General features: G+C 64.0%; 12 protein-coding genes. 2 read left to right on the top strand and 10 right to left on the bottom strand.

Annotated features, from left to right (window positions below; genetic code table 11):
* Nucleotides 1-184: 184 nt before the first annotated feature.
* On the top strand, nt 185-1,981 hold the full coding sequence (locus tag QPK29_RS25505; RefSeq protein WP_400189856.1) for a right-handed parallel beta-helix repeat-containing protein: 1,797 nt from the start codon (nt 185-187) through the stop codon (nt 1,979-1,981).
* Nucleotides 1,982-2,600: 619 nt separating this feature from the next.
* Nucleotides 2,601-4,229 (top strand): hypothetical protein, encoded by a 1,629-nt coding sequence (locus QPK29_RS25500; protein ID WP_229412299.1) that lies wholly within the window; start codon nt 2,601-2,603, stop codon nt 4,227-4,229.
* 47 nt (nt 4,230-4,276) lie between these two features.
* Here the strand turns inward: QPK29_RS25500 and QPK29_RS25495 are convergent, their stop codons facing one another.
* The 10 genes from QPK29_RS25495 to QPK29_RS25450 all read right to left on the bottom strand — a co-directional run bounded on the left by QPK29_RS25495 (nt 4,277) and on the right by QPK29_RS25450 (nt 17,324).
* Nucleotides 4,277-4,672: a GtrA family protein gene (locus tag QPK29_RS25495; RefSeq protein ID WP_371770451.1), complete on the bottom strand. Its 396-nt coding sequence runs from the start codon at nt 4,670-4,672 to the stop codon at nt 4,277-4,279.
* Nucleotides 4,669-5,667, bottom strand: a complete 999-nt coding sequence (locus tag QPK29_RS25490; protein ID WP_082577621.1) for a glycosyltransferase family 2 protein — start codon at nt 5,665-5,667, stop codon at nt 4,669-4,671. Before QPK29_RS25490 ends, QPK29_RS25495 begins: the two co-directional genes overlap by 4 nt.
* Before the next feature lie 46 nt (nt 5,668-5,713).
* Entirely contained in the window at nt 5,714-7,345 is a 1,632-nt protein-coding gene (locus QPK29_RS25485) for an ArnT family glycosyltransferase (RefSeq protein ID WP_371770452.1), read from the bottom strand.
* Between the two features lie 151 nt (nt 7,346-7,496).
* A complete protein-coding gene (locus QPK29_RS25480) occupies nt 7,497-9,563 on the bottom strand; it encodes a M13 family metallopeptidase (protein WP_371770515.1) in 2,067 nt (688 codons plus the stop codon).
* Nucleotides 9,564-9,657: 94 nt separating this feature from the next.
* Nucleotides 9,658-11,655: a M13 family metallopeptidase gene (locus tag QPK29_RS25475; protein WP_371770516.1), complete on the bottom strand. Its 1,998-nt coding sequence runs from the start codon at nt 11,653-11,655 to the stop codon at nt 9,658-9,660.
* Nucleotides 11,656-11,943: 288 nt separating this feature from the next.
* Nucleotides 11,944-12,513, bottom strand: a complete 570-nt coding sequence (locus QPK29_RS25470; protein WP_371770453.1) for a Spy/CpxP family protein refolding chaperone — start codon at nt 12,511-12,513, stop codon at nt 11,944-11,946.
* A 201-nt stretch (nt 12,514-12,714) separates the two neighbouring features.
* Nucleotides 12,715-13,857, bottom strand: coding sequence for an FAD-dependent monooxygenase (locus tag QPK29_RS25465; protein WP_371770454.1), 1,143 nt, complete (start codon nt 13,855-13,857; stop codon nt 12,715-12,717).
* A 52-nt stretch (nt 13,858-13,909) separates the two neighbouring features.
* Nucleotides 13,910-14,950, bottom strand: a complete 1,041-nt coding sequence (locus QPK29_RS25460) for a bifunctional UDP-4-keto-pentose/UDP-xylose synthase (RefSeq protein WP_056134049.1) — start codon at nt 14,948-14,950, stop codon at nt 13,910-13,912.
* Nucleotides 14,947-15,960 (bottom strand): NAD-dependent epimerase/dehydratase family protein, encoded by a 1,014-nt coding sequence (locus QPK29_RS25455; protein WP_371770455.1) that lies wholly within the window; start codon nt 15,958-15,960, stop codon nt 14,947-14,949. The genes QPK29_RS25460 and QPK29_RS25455 overlap by 4 nt, the downstream gene beginning before the upstream one ends.
* Nucleotides 15,957-17,324 (bottom strand): UDP-glucose dehydrogenase family protein, encoded by a 1,368-nt coding sequence (locus tag QPK29_RS25450; protein ID WP_371770456.1) that lies wholly within the window; start codon nt 17,322-17,324, stop codon nt 15,957-15,959. The genes QPK29_RS25455 and QPK29_RS25450 overlap by 4 nt, the downstream gene beginning before the upstream one ends.
* Between the last annotated feature and the right edge of the window lie 46 nt (nt 17,325-17,370).

Raw genomic sequence — 17,370 nt, 5'->3', positions numbered from 1 at the left:
TTCCAGGTCTTTTTAATTGACCAACTGTTGTTACACGCCGTTACAAAGAGCGGAACAGAAACCTCGTATTCTGCATCTTGCCAGCGGGAATTACTTCCCGCACAGAAACTTTACGAGGAATCTCATGCACACTTTGCGTAACCATTCACTCCTGGCTGCCACCATTCTGATGGCCTTCGCAGGTGTGACCTCCGCTTCCGCAGCCACGCTGTCCGTGGGCCCCGGCAAGACCTATGCCAAACCCTGCGCCGCCATCGCGGTCGCCAAGGACGGCGACGTCATCGAAATCACCGGCAATACCACGTACAGCGGCGATGCCTGCAGCATCAACCGCCACAACCTGACCATCCGCGGCGTCAACGGCCGTCCGAAGATCGACGCCGCCGGCAAGAACGCGGCCGACAAGGGTATCTGGGTCGTCAACGGCAACAACCTGACGGTCGACAACGTCGAGATGTACGGCGCGAAGGTCATGGACGGCAACGGCGCCGCGTTCCGCCTGCAGGGCGCGGGTTTTACGCTGCGTAATTCGTTCATCCACGACAACGAGAACGGCATCCTGGCGAATGCCAACCTGAACAGCGACATCCTGATCGAATACACGGAATTCGGCCACAACGGCCGCGGCGACGGCCAGACGCACAACCTGTACATCGGCCACGTGAAGAGCCTCACGTTCCGCTACAGCTATTCGCACGATGCGAACGTCGGCCACAACCTGAAGTCGCGCGCGGATACCAACATGATCGCGTACAGCCGCTTCTCCAGCACGCCGCCGGGCGAAACGGGCAGCACCGCCACCGGCCAGCCGTCGTACGAGATCGACCTGCCGAACGCCGGTACCTCCTACATCATCGGTAACGTCATCGTCCAGCCGGCCGCCAACCAGAACCCGGCCATCGTGGCCTACGGCGAAGAAGGCGCGATCAACGCCGGCAGCGACCTGTACGTCATCAACAACACGATCCTCAACGAGTACGGCGACGGCACGTTCCTGTTCGTCAGCGGCAAGGTCCCGACCCCGGCGGTGATCCAGAACAATATCTTCGGCGGCATCGGTACCCTCAGCTCCCAGGCGAGCTCCATCGTGAAGAACAACTACCGTTCGGTCTCCCCGGGCTTCGTCGACCGTGCCAAATGGGACCTGCATCCGACCGCCAGCGCGCTGGTGATCAATGCCGGTACGGATCCGGGCAAGTCGGCCAAGGGCGTGTCGCTGACCCCGGTCGCACAATATAAAGCCACCGCGTCCGGTGAAGCACGTCCGGTGGCCGGCCAGCTGGACATCGGCGCCTATGAAGTGACGGGCGACGCTGCGAACACCACGGCCGTGACCTGGACTGCCTGCGGCAACGAAGGTTCGACCTGCTCGTTCAGCGGTACGCGTGAAGTCCGCTTCGGTGCCAACGGCATCTATACGTCGAAAGTGGTCACCGGCTCGACCGCGTGCACGAGCGCCGTGTTCGGCGATCCGATCCGCGGCGTCGCCAAGACCTGCAGCTATTCCAGCGCACTCTCGACCGTGACGGCGACCGCGGCCACGGGCCCGTCGTGGATTCCGTGCTCCGGCGAAGGCGGCACCTGCGTGTTCAGCGGCACCCGTGAAGTCCGCTTCGGCGCCGGTACCTCGTTCTCGACCAAGACGTTCACGGGTTCCATCTACTGCGCGAATTCCGTGTTCGGCGACCCGGCAAAAGGCCAGCTGAAGACCTGCAGCTACTCCAGCAACACGATCGCGACCTCGGGCACCTCGGGCACCACGACCCCGGCCCCGGCCCCGACCGCGCCGGCCACCAACGACACCGCCTGGACGGCGTGCGCGGCCGAAGGCGGTACCTGCTCGATCACGGGTACCCACCAGGTCCGCTACGGCGCCAACGGCTACTATGTGACCAAGACCGTGACGGGTCCGGTTGCCTGCACGAACGCCGTCTTCGGTGACCCGGCTTACAGGATCGCCAAGTCCTGCAGCTACAAGTAATTCGCGGGGCTTGTCCCCTTCCGAAAAAACGCGGCCTCGTGCCGCGTTTTTTGTTTTTGTGGCGCTCGGATCCGCGCCCGTTTGTGGCGTCAAAGTCTCATTAATAGTCCGCAATTACTCCAGATACAACTTTTCCTTATAATATAGTTTCCAGGACTGAACTTTTTCTGTACAGTCCACGAATGGGCTGGTCGCCAACACAAATTTTTTCGAAAAAAACTGCGGCGTGAACGCAACATCCTCTTGATTTCGAAAATTTTTTTTCATAGTCATTCCGACAACGGGTGACAGCTCGGCACTTGCCAGTCAGATATGCATATTGTCACTCTGGCTCTGTCGATAAATTTTCCACCGGAAATTACATTCCATAGGGAAAAACCGTAAAAAGTCGTTTCAGGCTTCCTTTTTCTTGTAGTGGATGCTAGAAAAAGCGATCACAAAATGTTCTTTTGCTCTACTAAATAAGGCTAAAAGGAACAATAATTAGCCTCTTTTCAGGCTTGCCGTTTAGCTATTTTCGGTTACACTTCGTTACAAACCGTCGATCTCAAACCTCGTATTCTGCAACTTTCCAGCAGGCACAACTGCTGACAGGCAATCTGCTTACGAGGACATCGACATGCAACAAACCGCATCGCGCACCACCCAATTCTCCGCATCGCACCTTGCTGCTGCCGTCCTGATGGCGTTCGCAGGTGTGACCACTGCATCCGCAGCGACGCTGTCGGTTGGCCCGGGCAAGACCTACGCCAAGCCGTGCGCCGCGATCGCCGCCGCCAAGGATGGCGACGTCATCGAAATCACCGGCAACACCACGTATAGCGGCGACGTCTGCTACATCATGCGCCACAACCTGACCATCCGCGGCGTCAATGGCCGTCCGAAGATCGATGCGGCCGGCAAGAACGCCGGTGGCAAAGGCATCTGGGTCGTCGACGGCAACAACCTGACCGTGGACAACGTCGAAATGTACGGCGCTAAAGTGCCCGACGCGAACGGCGCCGCGTTCCGCCTCGAAGCGGCCGGTTTCACGCTGCGTAACTCGTTCCTCCACGATAACCAGAACGGTATCCTGGCGAACGCCAACGCGAACAGCGACGTCGTGATCGAGAACACCGAATTCGGCCACAACGGCGCAGGCGACGGCCAGTCGCACAACCTGTACATCGGCCACGTGAAGAGCCTGACGTTCCGCTACAACTTCTCGCACGACGCCAACGTCGGCCACAACCTGAAGTCGCGTGCGGACACCAACCTGATCGCGTACAACCGCTTCTCGAGCCTGAACCCGGGCGAGACGGGCAGCACCGCCGCCGGCAAGCCGTCGTACGAGATCGACCTGCCGAACGCCGGTACGTCCTACGTCATCGGTAACATCATCCAGCAACCGGCCTCGAACTCGAACTCCGCGATGCTGGCCTACGGTGAAGAAGGCGCGGTCAACGCCGGCAGCGACCTGTACGTCATCAACAACACGTTCCTGAACGACATGGGCAGCGGCGGTACGTTCATGTTCGTCAGCGGCAAGGTGCCGACCCCGGCCGTGGCCCAGAACAACATCTATGCCGGCGTGGGCACGTTCAGCACGCAGGCATCGACGATCGACAAGACGAACTACCGTTCGGCATCGCCGAGCTTCGCGAACCGCGCCGCGTACGACCTGCATCCGGTCGGCAGCGCGCTGGTGATCGATGCCGGTTCGGACCCGGGCGTGTCGGCCAAGGGCGTGTCGCTGAAGGCTGTCGCGCAGTACAAGGCTGTCGCTGCGGGCGAAGCCCGTCCGGTGGTCGGCCAGATCGACATCGGCGCGTACGAATCGCTCACCGCGCCGACCACGACGACCGCGTCCTGGACCGCTTGCGGCAACGAAGGCTCGACCTGCGCGTTCAGCGGCACCCGTGAAGTCCGCTTCGGCGCGAACGGTGTGTACACGTCGAAAATGATCACCGCGTCGACCCCGTGCACGACCGCCGTGTTCGGCGATCCGATCCGCGGCGTTGTCAAGTCGTGCAGCTACGCCGGCACGACCACGGCCGCCGCGCCGGTGGCCAGCACGCCGACCTTCACGGCCTGCGCCACCGAAAACGGCACCTGCTCGTTCACCGGCAAGCGTGAAGTCCGCTACGGCACCAGCACGATCTACACCTCGAAGGTCGTGACCGGTCCGGTGGCCTGCACCAACGCCGTGTTCGGCGACCCGGCACGCGGCCAGGTCAAGTCGTGCTCCTACTCGAGCGTGACGCAGTAATCGCTATACCCGCACCATGAAAGAAGGCCGCTTCGAGCGGCCTTCTTTTATTGCACCGCGCGCCGCTCGGCGAACACCGCGCGCTTGGAGATCACGAAGTTGAACATCAGCGCCACCGCCGACCCGGCCACGACGCCGAGGAACAGGTTCAGCGTGCTGTGGTCGGTGAACCAGAGCCAGGTCTGGTAGACGGCCACGTTGATGAAGCCGCCCACGCCGGTGAACGCCAGATACTGCAGCCACTCGCGCACGGAGCCGGCGTCCTGCTTCACGAACGTGAAATGGCGGTTGGCCTTCCACGTGACCGTGGCGGCCACGAGGAACGACACGATGCGCCCGCTCGTGGGGCCGAGGCCCAGGCCCTTGACGACGGCGTACAGGACGCCGAAGTCGGTGACGAAGCCCAGCGCGCCGACGAGGCAGAAACGGAAGAACTGCTTCAAGCCTTTTTCTCGCGCGTGGCCCCGACCGACGGCACGGTCAGGTAGGCCAGGCGCTTCATCTCGCGCCGGCCATGGGTGACGGTGTCGAGCACGAGGCCGCAGGTGAGCGCCAGGAAGGCCAGCAGCATCATGCTGGCGGCCAGCACGGCGGTCGGCAGGCGCGGCACCAGGCCCGTCTCGAGGTAGGTCACGAGCACCGGGATCGACACGCCGATCGACACCAGCGCCAGCAGCGCGAACAGGACCGTGAAGAACAGCAGCGGCCGCTCGTTCTTGAACAGTTTCGTGATCATCAGCAGGATGCGGAAACCGTCGCGGTAGGTCGACAGCTTGCTGGTGGAGCCTTCCAGGCGCGCGCCGTACGGCGTGTCCAGTTCGCCGATCGGCATGCGCAGCTGCAGCGCGTGCACGGTCAGCTCGGTCTCGGTCTCGAAGCCGTTCGACAGCGCCGGGAACGATTTCACGTAGCGTCGCGAGAACACGCGGTAGCCCGACAGGATGTCGGTGAAGCGGTTGCCGAACAGGTGCGCGACGAAGCCCGTGAACAGGGCATTGCCGAAGCGGTGGCCGGCGCGGTAGGCGGCTTCCTCCGAGTCGACACGGCAGCCGACGACCATGTCCAGGTTTTCGTCGACGAGCTTGGCGATCAGCGCCGGCGCGCTCGCGGCGTCGTAGGTGATGTCGCCGTCGCACATCAGGTAGATGTCGGCATCGATGTCGGCGAACATGCGGCGCACGACGTTGCCCTTGCCCTGCAGGGTCTCGGCGCGCACGATGGCGCCGGCGGCCGCGGCCACTTCGGACGTGCGGTCCTTGGAGTTGTTGTCGTAGACGTAAATCCGCGCCTGCGGAAGTTCGCGCCGGAAGCCTTCGACGACGGCGCCGATGGCGGCCTCCTCGTTATAACAAGGCAGGATCACTGCGATGTCGAGGCCGGCATATGCGGCGCGGGCCGCTTCGATCGGCAATACGTTGGTTTTCAGTGTGGAAGGCATGCTGCGTCCTCGCTGCGGATACTGTTGTGTGACGGGTGAACTGGGATTACTGCAATTTGGTGAGCGCCGTCGCCTTGGCCGGCAGGCCCATGTTGCGGACGGCCGCGATGTCGGGCCGGGCCGGGGCGACGGCGTCGTAGACTTCGGTGACGCCCGACCGGTACTGGTGCGGCAGGGTCTGGCCGAGCCGGAAGCCGGAATCGGCGCGCGCCAGTGCCTCGCGCACCTGGGCGCTGTGCGGATAGGCGTCCTTGCCGCCCTCGCGCACGATGACGACGTGCTGGACGCCCAGCCGGTGCAGTTCGGCCAGCACGTCCGCGGTGTCGTGGTACTTGAGGGTATAGGTGGTGCCCATGAAATTCGAGTCGGCCAGCAGCTTCGACGCCCGCACGACGTAGCCGCGCAGCGCGCTGTCGTGCACGGCCATGTCGGCGATGAACCAGCCTTCGGTGGAGGCGCTGCCGTCGATGACGGTCAGCACGGGTTTGGCGGCGGCCAGCCGGTCGGTCACGGCGGCGATGCCGGTATCGGCCTTCGGCGCGCGCTGGACCAGGTGCATGATGCCCGGCACGGCCATCACGACCGCCAACGCGGCGAGCGCCGGTGCGGGCATGCCTGCACGGAGGTGCGCCAGCAGGCGCACGGCGCCGAGCACGGCCAGCACGACGACGGCCGGCAGCGCGGGCGCCATGTAGCGTTCGACGATGTCGACCGGCACCAGCGACTGCAGCAGCAGGGTCGCCAGCAGCAGGCTGATCGCGGCGCTGACGATCGTCCAGCGCTGCGGCTCGGCGCGGCGTGCGCGGAACTCGGCCACGATGGCGTACAGGGCCAGCAGGCCGCCGACGGGCGTCACGTTCCGCCCCAGGGCCTGCAGGTTGTACAGCAGCGCCTTCGCCGCATACGGCAGGCCGGCCTGATAGTTGAAACCGTCGGCGGCGATCTTGGCCGTCAGCATGTACCACGGCACGACGATGGCGGCCGCCAGCGCGGCGGCGACGTACAGCCGCACCGACAGCAGCAGTTTCCAGTTGGCCGTCAGCAGGATGTGGAAGACGGGAACGAACACGACGAGCCAGCCGTTGCCCTTGACGAGCACGGCCGTTGCGGCGAGCAGCGCGAACCCGAGCGCACTGCCCCAGCCGGGACGCACGCTGAACGCGATCCAGACGGCGGTGGCGGCGACCAGGCAGGCGGTCAGCGGCTGGTCCGCCATGAACATCACGTGACCTTCGAGCACCAGCGGCGTCACCGCGTAGACGAGCGCGCCGGCCAGCGCGGCGCGGCGGTCGGCCAGCATGGACAGCGCCGCGGCGACGCCGATCGCCGGCAGTGCGGCGAACAGGACGTTGACGGCGAAGATCACCGGCAAGGTCGGCGGCAGTACGAGGAATACGAGACCGAGGATGCCGTAATAGGCCGGCGGCCAGTGCCCGATCGAGATTTTCGGATAATGGACGTAGAAATCGGTGGCCGCGCCCATCGGATTGCTGCCGAAATGGCGAGCAATGTAATCGGAGACAAAATAACCGTTGAGGAAGTGCGACGGTTCATCCGCCCCGGAAAAACCGGACTGGTACGACTTCGCCATGAACACGGCCAGCGCGCCGACGAGGACGGCGCACAAATAAGCCAGGCAAAGGAACCGGGACGAGGGTTTCTGGAAAACCGCTTGCATGTATGTCGGGGAAAGGTCAACGATGGGACAGCGTCGCGAACTTTAGCATATTTGCAAGCTTTAAGAGCATCAAGTTGTAACCGTGTTGTATTTGCGACCGCTAACAACGACAACGCCATCCCCGGACTGCGGGATGGCGTTGGGGCCGGGATTACCAGATGATGACGCGCTCCTGCGGCGCCAGGTACATCTTGTCGCCCTGCTTGACCTTGAAGGCGTCGTAGAAGCCCGGCTGGTTGCGCAGCGTGCCGTTGGCGCGGAACTGGCCCGGCGAGTGCGGGTCGGTCTTCACCTGCACGATCTGCTGCTGTTCGCGCATCTTGGTACGCCACACCTGGGCCCAGCCCATGTACAGGCGCTGTTCGCCGCTCAAGCCGTCGATCACGGGCGCCTTCTTGCCCTTCAGCGAGATCTTGTAGGCTTTATAAGCGATCGCGAGACCCGAGTTGTCGGCGATGTTCTCGCCCAGCGTCAGTTCGCCGTTCACGTGGTAGCCCTTGATCGGCTCGAACTGGTTGTACTGGTTGACCAGCATCTTCGTCTTGGCCTCGAAGTTCTTGTGGTCGGCCGCGGTCCACCAGTCGCGCAGGTTGCCGTCGCCGTCGTACTGGGCGCCCTGGTCGTCGAAACCGTGGCTGATCTCGTGGCCGATCACGGCGCCGATGCCGCCGTAGTTCACGGCATCATCCGCCTTGGCGTCGAAGAACGGCGGCTGCAGGATCGCGGCCGGGAACACGATCTCGTTCATCTCCGGGTTGTAGTACGCGTTGATGGTCTGCGGCGTCATGCCCCACTCGTCGCGGTCGATCGGCTTGCCCAGCTTGTTCAGTTCGCGGTTGTACTCGACGTCGCGCGAACGCATCACGTTGCCCACCAGGTCGTCACGCGAGACGACCAGGGCCGAGTAATCCTTCCACTTGTTCGGGTAGCCGATCTTCGGCGTGAACTTGGCCAGCTTGGCCTGCGCTTCCTTCTTGGTGGCCGGCGACATCCAGTCCAGCTTGTCGATGCTCTGCTTGTAGGCGACCAGCAGGTTCTTGACCAGCGCCTCCATGCGCGCCTTGCGCTCCGGCGGGAAGTACTCGGCCACGTACAGCTTGCCCAGCGACTCGCCCTGCGAACGCTCGATCGCGCCCACGCCACGCTTCCAGCGCGGTTCCATTTCCTTCACGCCCGACAGGGTCTTGCCGTAGAAGTCGAAGCGCTCGTCGACGAAGGCCTTGTTCAGGTAGCTCGCGTACGCGTCCACCAGGTGCATCGTCAGGTAGGCCTTCCAGGTGTCCAGCGAGGTCTTGTTGGAGATCTCGGCGAATCCCTTCAGGTAGGTCGGCTGGCTGACGATCACATAGGTCGTCTTGCCGGCGATGCCGGTGGCCTGCAGGTAGCCGTTCCAGTCGTAGTCCGGCGCGACCTTGCCCATGTCGGCCAGCGGCACCTTGTTGTAGGCCTTGATCGGGTCGCGCAGTTCGACCTTGGTCCACTGCACCTTGGCCAGCTCCGTCTCGAAGTCGACGATGGCCTTCGCGTTGGCGGCGGCGTTCTTGTCGCCGGCCAGCGCCAGCGTCTTCTCGACGTGCGTCAGGTACTTGGCCTTCGCGTCGGCCAGCTTGGCGTCGTCCGCCTTCAGGTAGTAGTCGCGGTCGGGCATGCCCAGGCCGCTCTGGTAGATGTCGGCGACGTACTTGGTCGAATCCTTGTTGTCCTGGTGGATGCCGAAATCGTACGGCACGTTCACGCCGATCTTGCCCAGGTGCGCCAGCAGCGCGGGCAGCTCGGACTTGTCCTTCAGCGCCGCGATCTTCGCCAGTTCGCCGTTCAGCGGCGTGATGCCCAGCTGCTCGAGCTTCGCTTCGTCCATGAAGCTGGCGTAGTAATCGCCGATGCGCTGGGCGTCGGTGCCCTTGGCCGGGTTGCCGGCGGCGGCTTTCTCGATGATGCCGCGCAGCTGCGGCAGCGTGTCGTCGCGCAGCTTGGCGAACGAGCCCCAGCTCGATTTGTCGGCCGGGATCTCGACCGTCTTCATCCACTTGCCGTTCAGGTATTCATAGAAATCGTCCTGCGGGCGGACCGCCGGATCGATGTATTCGGTGGCGACGCCGGCGGCCAGGGTCTGGCCCTTCTTCATGGCCGTGTTCTTGGCGGCGGCGCCTTCCGCCGCGTGGCCGGCGTTGGCAAGCAGCGCCAGGGTCAGGGCGCTCAACAGGGTGTGCTTCTTCATCATCTCTTCATCTCCCTCGGGTTGTTATGGGTGGGATGGTGGGCCGGCGGGGGTACCGCCGCTCCTGATTATCGCTGATGGCGATCCGTTTTTGTTACCAAATGGTGACGCGCTGCTCCGGCGGTAAATACATCTTGTCGCCTTCCTTCACGCCGAACGCCTCGTAGAACGCGGCCTGGTTGCGCAGCGTGCCGTTGGCGCGGAACTGGCCCGGCGAGTGCGGGTCGGTCTTCACCTGCACGATCTGCTGCGCCTCGCGCATCTTCGAGCGCCACACCTGGGCCCAGCCCATGAAGAAGCGCTGGTCGCCCGTGAGGCCGTCGATGACGGGGGCCTGCTGGCCGTGCAGCGAGATTTTATAAGCCTTGTACGCGATGGCGAGGCCCGAGTTGTCGCCGATGTTCTCGCCAAGCGTGAGGGCGCCGTTGACGTGGTAGCCCGGCAGCGGCTCGAACGCCTCGTACTGCTTGACCAGCATGTCGGTCTTGGCCTTGAAGCGCGCCTGGTCCTCTTGCGTCCACCAGTTGCGCAGATTGCCCTCGCCGTCCGACTGGCTGCCCTTGTCGTCGAAGCCGTGGCCGATCTCGTGGCCGATCACGGCGCCGATGCCGCCGTAGTTGACGGCGTCGTCCGCGCTCGCATCGAAGAACGGCGGCTGCAGGATCGCGGCCGGGAACACGATCTCGTTCATGCGCGAGTTGTAGTACGCATTCACCGTCTGCGGCGTCATGCCCCATTCTTCGCGGTCGATCGGCTTGCCCAGCTTGTCGATGTTGCGGTTGTAGGCGAAGGTCGCGGCGCGCATCACGTTGCCGACCAGGTCATCCTTCCTGACGCTCAGGCGGGTGTAATCGCGCCACTTGTTTGGATAGCCGATCTTCGGCGTGAACTTCGCCAGCTTGGCCTGGGCTTCCTTCCTGGTCTCCGGGCCCATCCAGTCGAGCTGGTCGATCGATTCCCTGTACGCGGCGAGGACGTTCTTGACGAGTTCCTCCATGCGCGCCTTGCGCTCCGGCGGGAAGTATTTCGCCACGTATTCGCGGCCCAGCGCCTCGCCCAGCGCGCCTTCGACGACGGACACGCCGATCTTCCAGCGCGGGCGGTTGACGTCCGCGCCGGTCAGCGTCTTGCCGTAGAAATCGAAGTCCGCGTCGACGAACGCCTTCGACAGGTAAGGCGCGTATTCGCGCAGCAGCTGCCACTGGAAGTACGCCTTGACGGTATCGAGGTCGGTGTCGGCGAGGAGCTTGTCGAGGCCTTGCAGGTAGCTCGGCTGGCCGACGATCACGTAGTCGATCCGGTTGCCCACGCCGGCGGCGCCCAACGCGGCCTTCCAGTCATAGCCCGGCGTCAGCGCGGCGAGCTGCGCCACGTCCATCTTGTTGTAGCTCTTGTTCGGGTCGCGCAGTTCGACCTTCGTCCACTGCGCCTTCGCCAGTGCCGTCTCGAACGCGACGATCGCCTTCGCCTTCGCGTCGGCGTCCTTGTCGCCGGCGAGCGCCAGGATCTTCGCGACGTGCTGTTCGTACTTCGCCTTGGCCGCGGCCATCCTGGCGTCGTCCGCCTTCAGGTAGTAGTCGCGGTCCGGCATGCCGAGGCCGCCCTGGCGGATGTAGGTGGCGTACTTCGTCGACGCTTTCGCGTCCTGCGCCACGGCGATGCCGTACGGCGTCGCGACGCCGATCTTCGACAGGTGCGCGATCAGGTCCGGCACGCCCTTCTTGTCCTTCAGGGTGCGGATGCGCTGCAGTTCGCCCGTCAGCGGCTTGTAGCCCTGCGTCTCCAGCTTCTTCTCGTCCATGAAGCTCGTGTACAGGTCGGCGATCTTCTGCGCATCGGTGCCGGCTTTCTTGTGCGGGTCCTTCTGGTCCGCTTCGATGATGCCGAGGAGCTGCGGCTGCGTGTCCTCGCGCAGCTTCATGAAGGTGCCCCAGCTCGAGCGGTCGGCGGGGATCTCGGTCGTCTTGAGCCACTTGCCGTTCAGGTAAGTGAAGAAATCGTCCTGCACGCGTACGCTCGGGTCGATGTATTGCGTGTCGATGCCGGCGCGGTCCGCCGCCGCGGTTGGCGCGGAGACGAAGGTGGTCAGCATGGAAAAGGTCAGGGTACTGAGAAGGTATCGTTTCAAGAGGGGTCCTTGTGTGCTGCGGGGTGGCTTGTGGCCATCCGCGAATGTAACACGGCCCGGTGTGCCGATACACCGGGCCGCCGTCGCCGCGCTCTGCACGAGCATCGCCAGCAGCCGGCGCTTGAGGACTTCGCTGATGCTCATGACTATCGTTGTTATCGGTTGCGCAGCGGCACCAATTCTAGCGGGGAAGGATAGTCGAATCAGCGAACGGCAGCGGATTTTTACTTAACGATACATTGTATGTACGACTCAGCCGCCGAGATTGATCGACGCCCCGCCGGGGCCGCCCATCCCGCCACGCCCGTGGCCGCCCATGCCGCCCGGACGGCCGCCGCCGCGCTCCCCGCCACGTTCGCCGCCGCGTTCGGTGCCCGAACGCCCCTCCGGCACCACGCGCATCAACTGCTCGCCGATGAACGTCGCGACCTGGGCGCGCTGCTTGTCGTCGAGCGCATCGTTCACTTCCAGCCACGCTTCGCGCAGCTGCTTGTCCTCGGTATTGGTCGCCGCGGCTTCCGCCTCGACGGCCCGGTTCAGGTCGCGCAATTCGACCTCCGGCTTCGCCAGCAGCGTCTTCGCCTGTTCCTGCAGCGTCTCGCGGCGGCGCTGGCGCTCGCGCAGGATGGAGCGCGAACGGCCTTCCATCTGGTTCCACAAGGTCTGCTGGTTCGGGGTCAGGTTCAGGGATTTCTTTACGTCGGCGGACATGAACAGCAGGTCGTCGGCGCGCATGTCCATCAGCGGGACGGCGAACGAAGGGACGGCGCTGCCGATGGCGAGCGCGCACAGGACAGCGCGGGCGAACCGGGTCGTGATCATTTGGGCTCCGGGCAGAAAAAAGCCCACGGTGGGGGAACCGTGGGCAAAGACCACTTCAAGAGTGGAGAGAGAGAGAAAAACTGATAAGGACTATATGCCCTGCCCCCCACCCTGTCCGGGCACTTTACAAATACTTACGCCGTGTTTGCCGGCAGATACAAGGATTAACAAGAACCCCGAGGTCGTATTGACATCTCGTACTTACAGCGGCAGATGCCGGCTCCACCCATCCGCCATCGCCCGTGCGAGATCCGCGTAGTCCGCGTGCCGGCTGGCGCGGTCGCGCTCGCGGCAGAACGCCTCGTCGCGGTTGAACAGCGACGCCGCCAGGCCGCGGCCGGCCATCGTGATCCCGGCCGTCTTCTGGAAGCGCAGCGCGGTGAAGGCTTGCAGGGCCTGGCCCACATTGCCCGGATGCGCCTCGATGCAGTTCGCCAGGTGCCACGCGTCTTCCAGCGCCTGGCATGCGCCCTGGCCGGACGTGGGCAGGGCCGCATGGGCCGCGTCGCCGATGATGACCAGGTTGTCCCGGTACCAGGTCGGTACGGGATCGTGGTCGTGCACGTATATCTTGTTGATGCGCGCGGCGGGCGTGGTGGCGACGATGCGCCGTACCGGTTCCGGCCAGTCCGCGAAGAGGCGCTGCAGCTCGTCCCGATAAGCGTCCGGATCGCGCGCGCCGATCGTGGCCTGCGCTGCGCCGCCGGCCCAATACGCCTTGTCGCGCGCGACGGGCACGATGCCGAAGCGTGCGCCCGTGCCCCAATAGTCCGAGATCGTGTCCACGTCGAACTCGCCCTCGCAGACGCCGATCCAGTTGATGAAGCCCTGGTAGATGGGCGTGTTGCCGCCCGTGACGTAGCGGCGGGCGCACGATGCCATGCGGCCGTCGGCGCCGACGACGAGATCCGCCGTCAAGGTCGCCCCGTCGTCGAAGTGGACGACCGCGCCCGGTTCGATGCGCGCGACGTTGCGGCCATACCGGACCGCGACGCCCAGCGCCTGCAGCCGTGCCGACAGGATGCGCTGGAAATCGCTCCTGAGGACGGACAGGCTGGGATAGCCCATCCGCGCCTCGATCAGGCCGATGTCCAGCGCACCGAGGTCCGCGCCGGCACGCGACAGGCGGCGCATCGCGCGCGGGTGGCCCGCGACGGCCGCCAGGTCGTCCAGGATGCCGAACTGCGCCAGTACGAAGGCGGCATTCGGCCACACGACGATGCCCGCGCCGATGTTCGCGTCGCCGGCGCGCCGTTCGTGGACGGTGACGTCGTGGCCTTTCAGTTTGAGAGCGATCGCGCTGGCGACACCCGCCACGCCGCCGCCGAGAATGGCTATGTGCATGTGAATAAAAAAGGCTGCCGCGGCAGCCTTTTCAACGAGGGTCGAACGCAGATCAGGTGTTGAGCTGCTCGGCGTCGCCCAGTTTGTCCTTGTACGAATCGAAGATCTTGACCAGCGCGTCGCGCATGGACACCTGCGGCTTCCAGCCCAGTTCCGAGACCGTGTTCTCGATCTTCGGCACGCGGTTCTGCACGTCCTGGTAGCCGGTGCCGTAGTAGGCGCCCGAGCTCGTTTCGACCAGCTTCACCTGCTTGGCCGTCTCGCGATATTCCGGGTACTCGGCGGCCAGGTCCAGCATCATGCCGGCCAGTTCACGGATCGAATAATTGTTGACCGGGTTGCCCACGTTGAAGATCTTGCCGGTGGCCTTGCCGTCCTTGTTCTCGATGATGCGCATCAGCGCGTCGATGCCGTCGTCGACATAGGTGAACGAACGCTTCTGCTGGCCGCCGTCGACCAGCTGGATCGGTTCGCCGCGCACGATGTGGCCGAGGAACTGGGTCAGCACGCGCGAGGAGCCTTCTTTCGGCGTGTGGATCGAATCCAGGCCGGCGCCGATCCAGTTGAACGGACGGAACAGCGTGAAGTTCAGGCCTTCCATGCCGTAGCCCCAGATCACGCGGTCCATCAACTGCTTGGCGCAGGCGTAGATCCAGCGCGGCTTGTTGATCGGGCCGTAGACCAGTTCCGAGTTCTCCGGGTCGAATTCCGAGTCCGGGCTCATGCCGTAGACTTCCGACGTCGACGGGAAAATAAGATGTTTCTTGTACTTGGCGGCCGAGCGAACGATCGGCAGGTTCGCCTCGAAGTCCAGTTCGAAGACGCGCAGCGGCTCCTTCACGTACGTCGACGGCGTCGCGATCGCCACCAGCGGGAGGATCACGTCGCACTTCTTGACGTGGTACTCGACCCACTCCTTGTTGATGGTGATGTCGCCTTCAAAAAAGTGCATGCGGGGATGGTCCAGCAGATGCGCGATCCGCTCGGAGTTCATATCCATGCCATACACTTCCCAATCGGTCGTCTCCAGGATGCGCTTGGAGAGATGGTGGCCGATAAAACCGTTGACGCCGAGGATGAGGACTTTTTTCATTTCAGGTAGGAAACATTTTCACGTATCGCCCGATTATACCACCGCGCAAATTCACGCAAACCCGTCTCCAGTGACGTCGTGGGTTTGTAGCCGACCCAGTCCTGCAGCTTGCTGGTATCGGCGTGCGTGGCCGGCACGTCGCCCGGCTGCATCGGCTGGAAGTCCAGTGTCGCCTTGACGTCGAGCGCGCCTTCCAGCGTGCGAATAAAGTCCAGCACCTGCACTGGCGTCTGGTTGCCGATGTTGAAGATGGCGTGCGGCGGCTTGCCTGCCGGAGTCGTCGGCTTGAACAGCAACCGGACGACGCCTTCGACGATGTCGTCGATATAGGTGAAATCGCGGTACAGCTTGCCTTCGGCGAACACGGGGATCGCCTCGCCCGCCAGCATCTTGCGCGCGAAGCTGAAGTAAGCCATGTCCGGGCGGCCCCACGGTCCATACACCGTGAAGAAGCGCAGGCCGGTGGTCGGCATGCCGTACAGATGGCTGTACGAATGGGCCATCAGCTCGTTCGACTTTTTCGTCGCGGCGTACAGCGACACGGGCGCGTCGGTGACGTCGTCCTCGCTGAACGGCGTCTTGGCGTTGGCGCCGTAGACGCTGCTGCTGCTCGCGTACAGCAGGTGCTCGACCTTGTGGTTGCGGCACGCTTCCAGCATGTGGCCGAACGCGACGAGGTTCGCCTGTACGTACGCGGCCGGGTTCTTCAGCGAATAGCGCACGCCGGCCTGGGCGGCCAGGTGCACGACGAGCGCCGGCTTCACGCGCTCGAACAGCGCGGCCACCTGCTCCCCGTCGCTCAGTTCGACGGTCTCGCACGGCACGCCGGCCGGCTTCAACAGCGCCTCGACGCGATGCTGCTTCAGCGCCGGGTCGTAGTAATCGTTGAAGTTGTCGCAGCCGACCACGGTGTGACCCATGGCGGTCAGGCGCACCGCCACCGCGCTGCCGATGAAGCCGGCGGCGCCGGTGACGAGGATCGTTCCCTTGTTGCTCACTGCTTCCGTCATTGCTCGACTTTCCCTGAACGGCGGCCGATGCCTTCGTAGACGAGGCCGGCGGCGGCGAAGGCGTCCGGATCGTAGATGTTACGACCGTCGAACACGGCCTTCAGTTTCAGGTTCTCGGCCAGGAACGGCAGGTCCGGCGCGCGGAATTCCTTCCATTCCGTGACCAGCACGAGCACGTCCGCGCCTTCGACGGCCTGTTTGGCCGACTCGACGATGCGCAGACGGGTATTGCACTGGTCCTCGCCATGCTCGGCCACCAGGACGCGCTTCGCTTCGGTGCTGGCGACCGGGTCGTAGGCGACCACGTTGGCGCCCGCGTCGAACAGCGACTTGACCAGGATGCGGCTCGGCGCTTCGCGCATGTCGTCCGTATTCGGCTTGAACGACAGGCCCCACAGGGCGATCGTCTTGCCGTTCAGGTTGCTCACGCCGCCGAAGAAGCGCACCAGCTTCGTGAACAGCACGTTCTTCTGTTCCTCGTTGACCTTCTCGGTCGCGGTCAGGAGATGCAGTTCCTTCTTGTGGTCGGACGCGGTCTTGATCAACGCCTTGACGTCTTTCGGGAAGCAGGAACCGCCATAGCCCATGCCGGCGTACAGGAAGTCCGGACCGATGCGCGGGTCCATGCCGATGCCCAGGCGCACGGCCTCGATGTCGGCGCCCAGCAGTTCGGACAGGTTGGCCAGCTCGTTCATGAAGCTGATGCGGGTGGCCAGCATCGCGTTCGCCGCGTACTTGGTCAGCTCGGCGCTGCGGATGTCCATCTCGACGAATTTCTCGTGGTTGCGGCTGAACGGCGCGTACAGCTGGCGCATCTGCTTGCCGGCCTCAAGGTCGTCGAAGCCGACCACGATGCGGTCCGGCTTCATGAAGTCGTCGATGGCGGCGCCTTCTTTCAGGAATTCGGGGTTGCTGACGACGTGGAACGCGACGTTCACACCGCGTTTCTCCAGTTCGCCCGCGATGGCGCGTTTCACTTTTTCAGCGGTGCCGACGGGCACGGTCGACTTGTCGACGATCACGGCCGGCTTCGTCAGGCGCTCGCCGATGCTGCGCGCGGCCGACAGGATGTGGGTCAGGTCGGCGCTGCCGTCTTCGTCCGGCGGCGTACCGACGGCCAGGAAGATGATGTCGGCGTGGCTGACGGCGTCGTCGTAGTTCGACGAGAACAGCAGGCGGCCGGCGGCGGCGTTGCGCTGGACCAGGTTGTCCAGGCCGGGTTCGTGGATCGGGATGATCCCGTCCTTCAACATCGTGATCTTGCGCGTATCGACGTCCAGGCACAGCACGGTGTTGCCGACGTCGGCGAAGCAGGCGCCAGACACCAGTCCGACGTAACCAGTCCCGATAACTGAAATTTTCATGATCTTCTACAGATTGAGGTTTCGACCATGGGACGCCCGCGCTGCA

The sequence above is a fragment of the Massilia orientalis genome (assembly GCF_030411975.2).
Taxonomy (GTDB): Bacteria; Pseudomonadota; Gammaproteobacteria; order Burkholderiales; family Burkholderiaceae_D; genus Telluria; species Telluria orientalis.
This window is presented reverse-complemented; position numbering and strand designations above follow the sequence as displayed.

Coding starts and splice junctions, on each gene's coding strand:
- QPK29_RS25500 (WP_229412299.1), top strand. CDS start 2,601: ATGCAACAAACCGCATCGCGCACCACCCAATTCTCCGCATCGCACCTT.
- QPK29_RS25490 (WP_082577621.1), bottom strand. CDS start 5,667: ATGCCTTCCACACTGAAAACCAACGTATTGCCGATCGAAGCGGCCCGC.
- QPK29_RS25485 (WP_371770452.1), bottom strand. CDS start 7,345: ATGCAAGCGGTTTTCCAGAAACCCTCGTCCCGGTTCCTTTGCCTGGCT.
- QPK29_RS25480 (WP_371770515.1), bottom strand. CDS start 9,563: ATGAAGAAGCACACCCTGTTGAGCGCCCTGACCCTGGCGCTGCTTGCC.
- QPK29_RS25475 (WP_371770516.1), bottom strand. CDS start 11,655: ATGCTGACCACCTTCGTCTCCGCGCCAACCGCGGCGGCGGACCGCGCC.
- QPK29_RS25470 (WP_371770453.1), bottom strand. CDS start 12,513: ATGATCACGACCCGGTTCGCCCGCGCTGTCCTGTGCGCGCTCGCCATC.
- QPK29_RS25465 (WP_371770454.1), bottom strand. CDS start 13,857: ATGCACATAGCCATTCTCGGCGGCGGCGTGGCGGGTGTCGCCAGCGCG.
- QPK29_RS25460 (WP_056134049.1), bottom strand. CDS start 14,950: ATGAAAAAAGTCCTCATCCTCGGCGTCAACGGTTTTATCGGCCACCAT.
- QPK29_RS25455 (WP_371770455.1), bottom strand. CDS start 15,960: ATGACGGAAGCAGTGAGCAACAAGGGAACGATCCTCGTCACCGGCGCC.
- QPK29_RS25450 (WP_371770456.1), bottom strand. CDS start 17,324: ATGAAAATTTCAGTTATCGGGACTGGTTACGTCGGACTGGTGTCTGGC.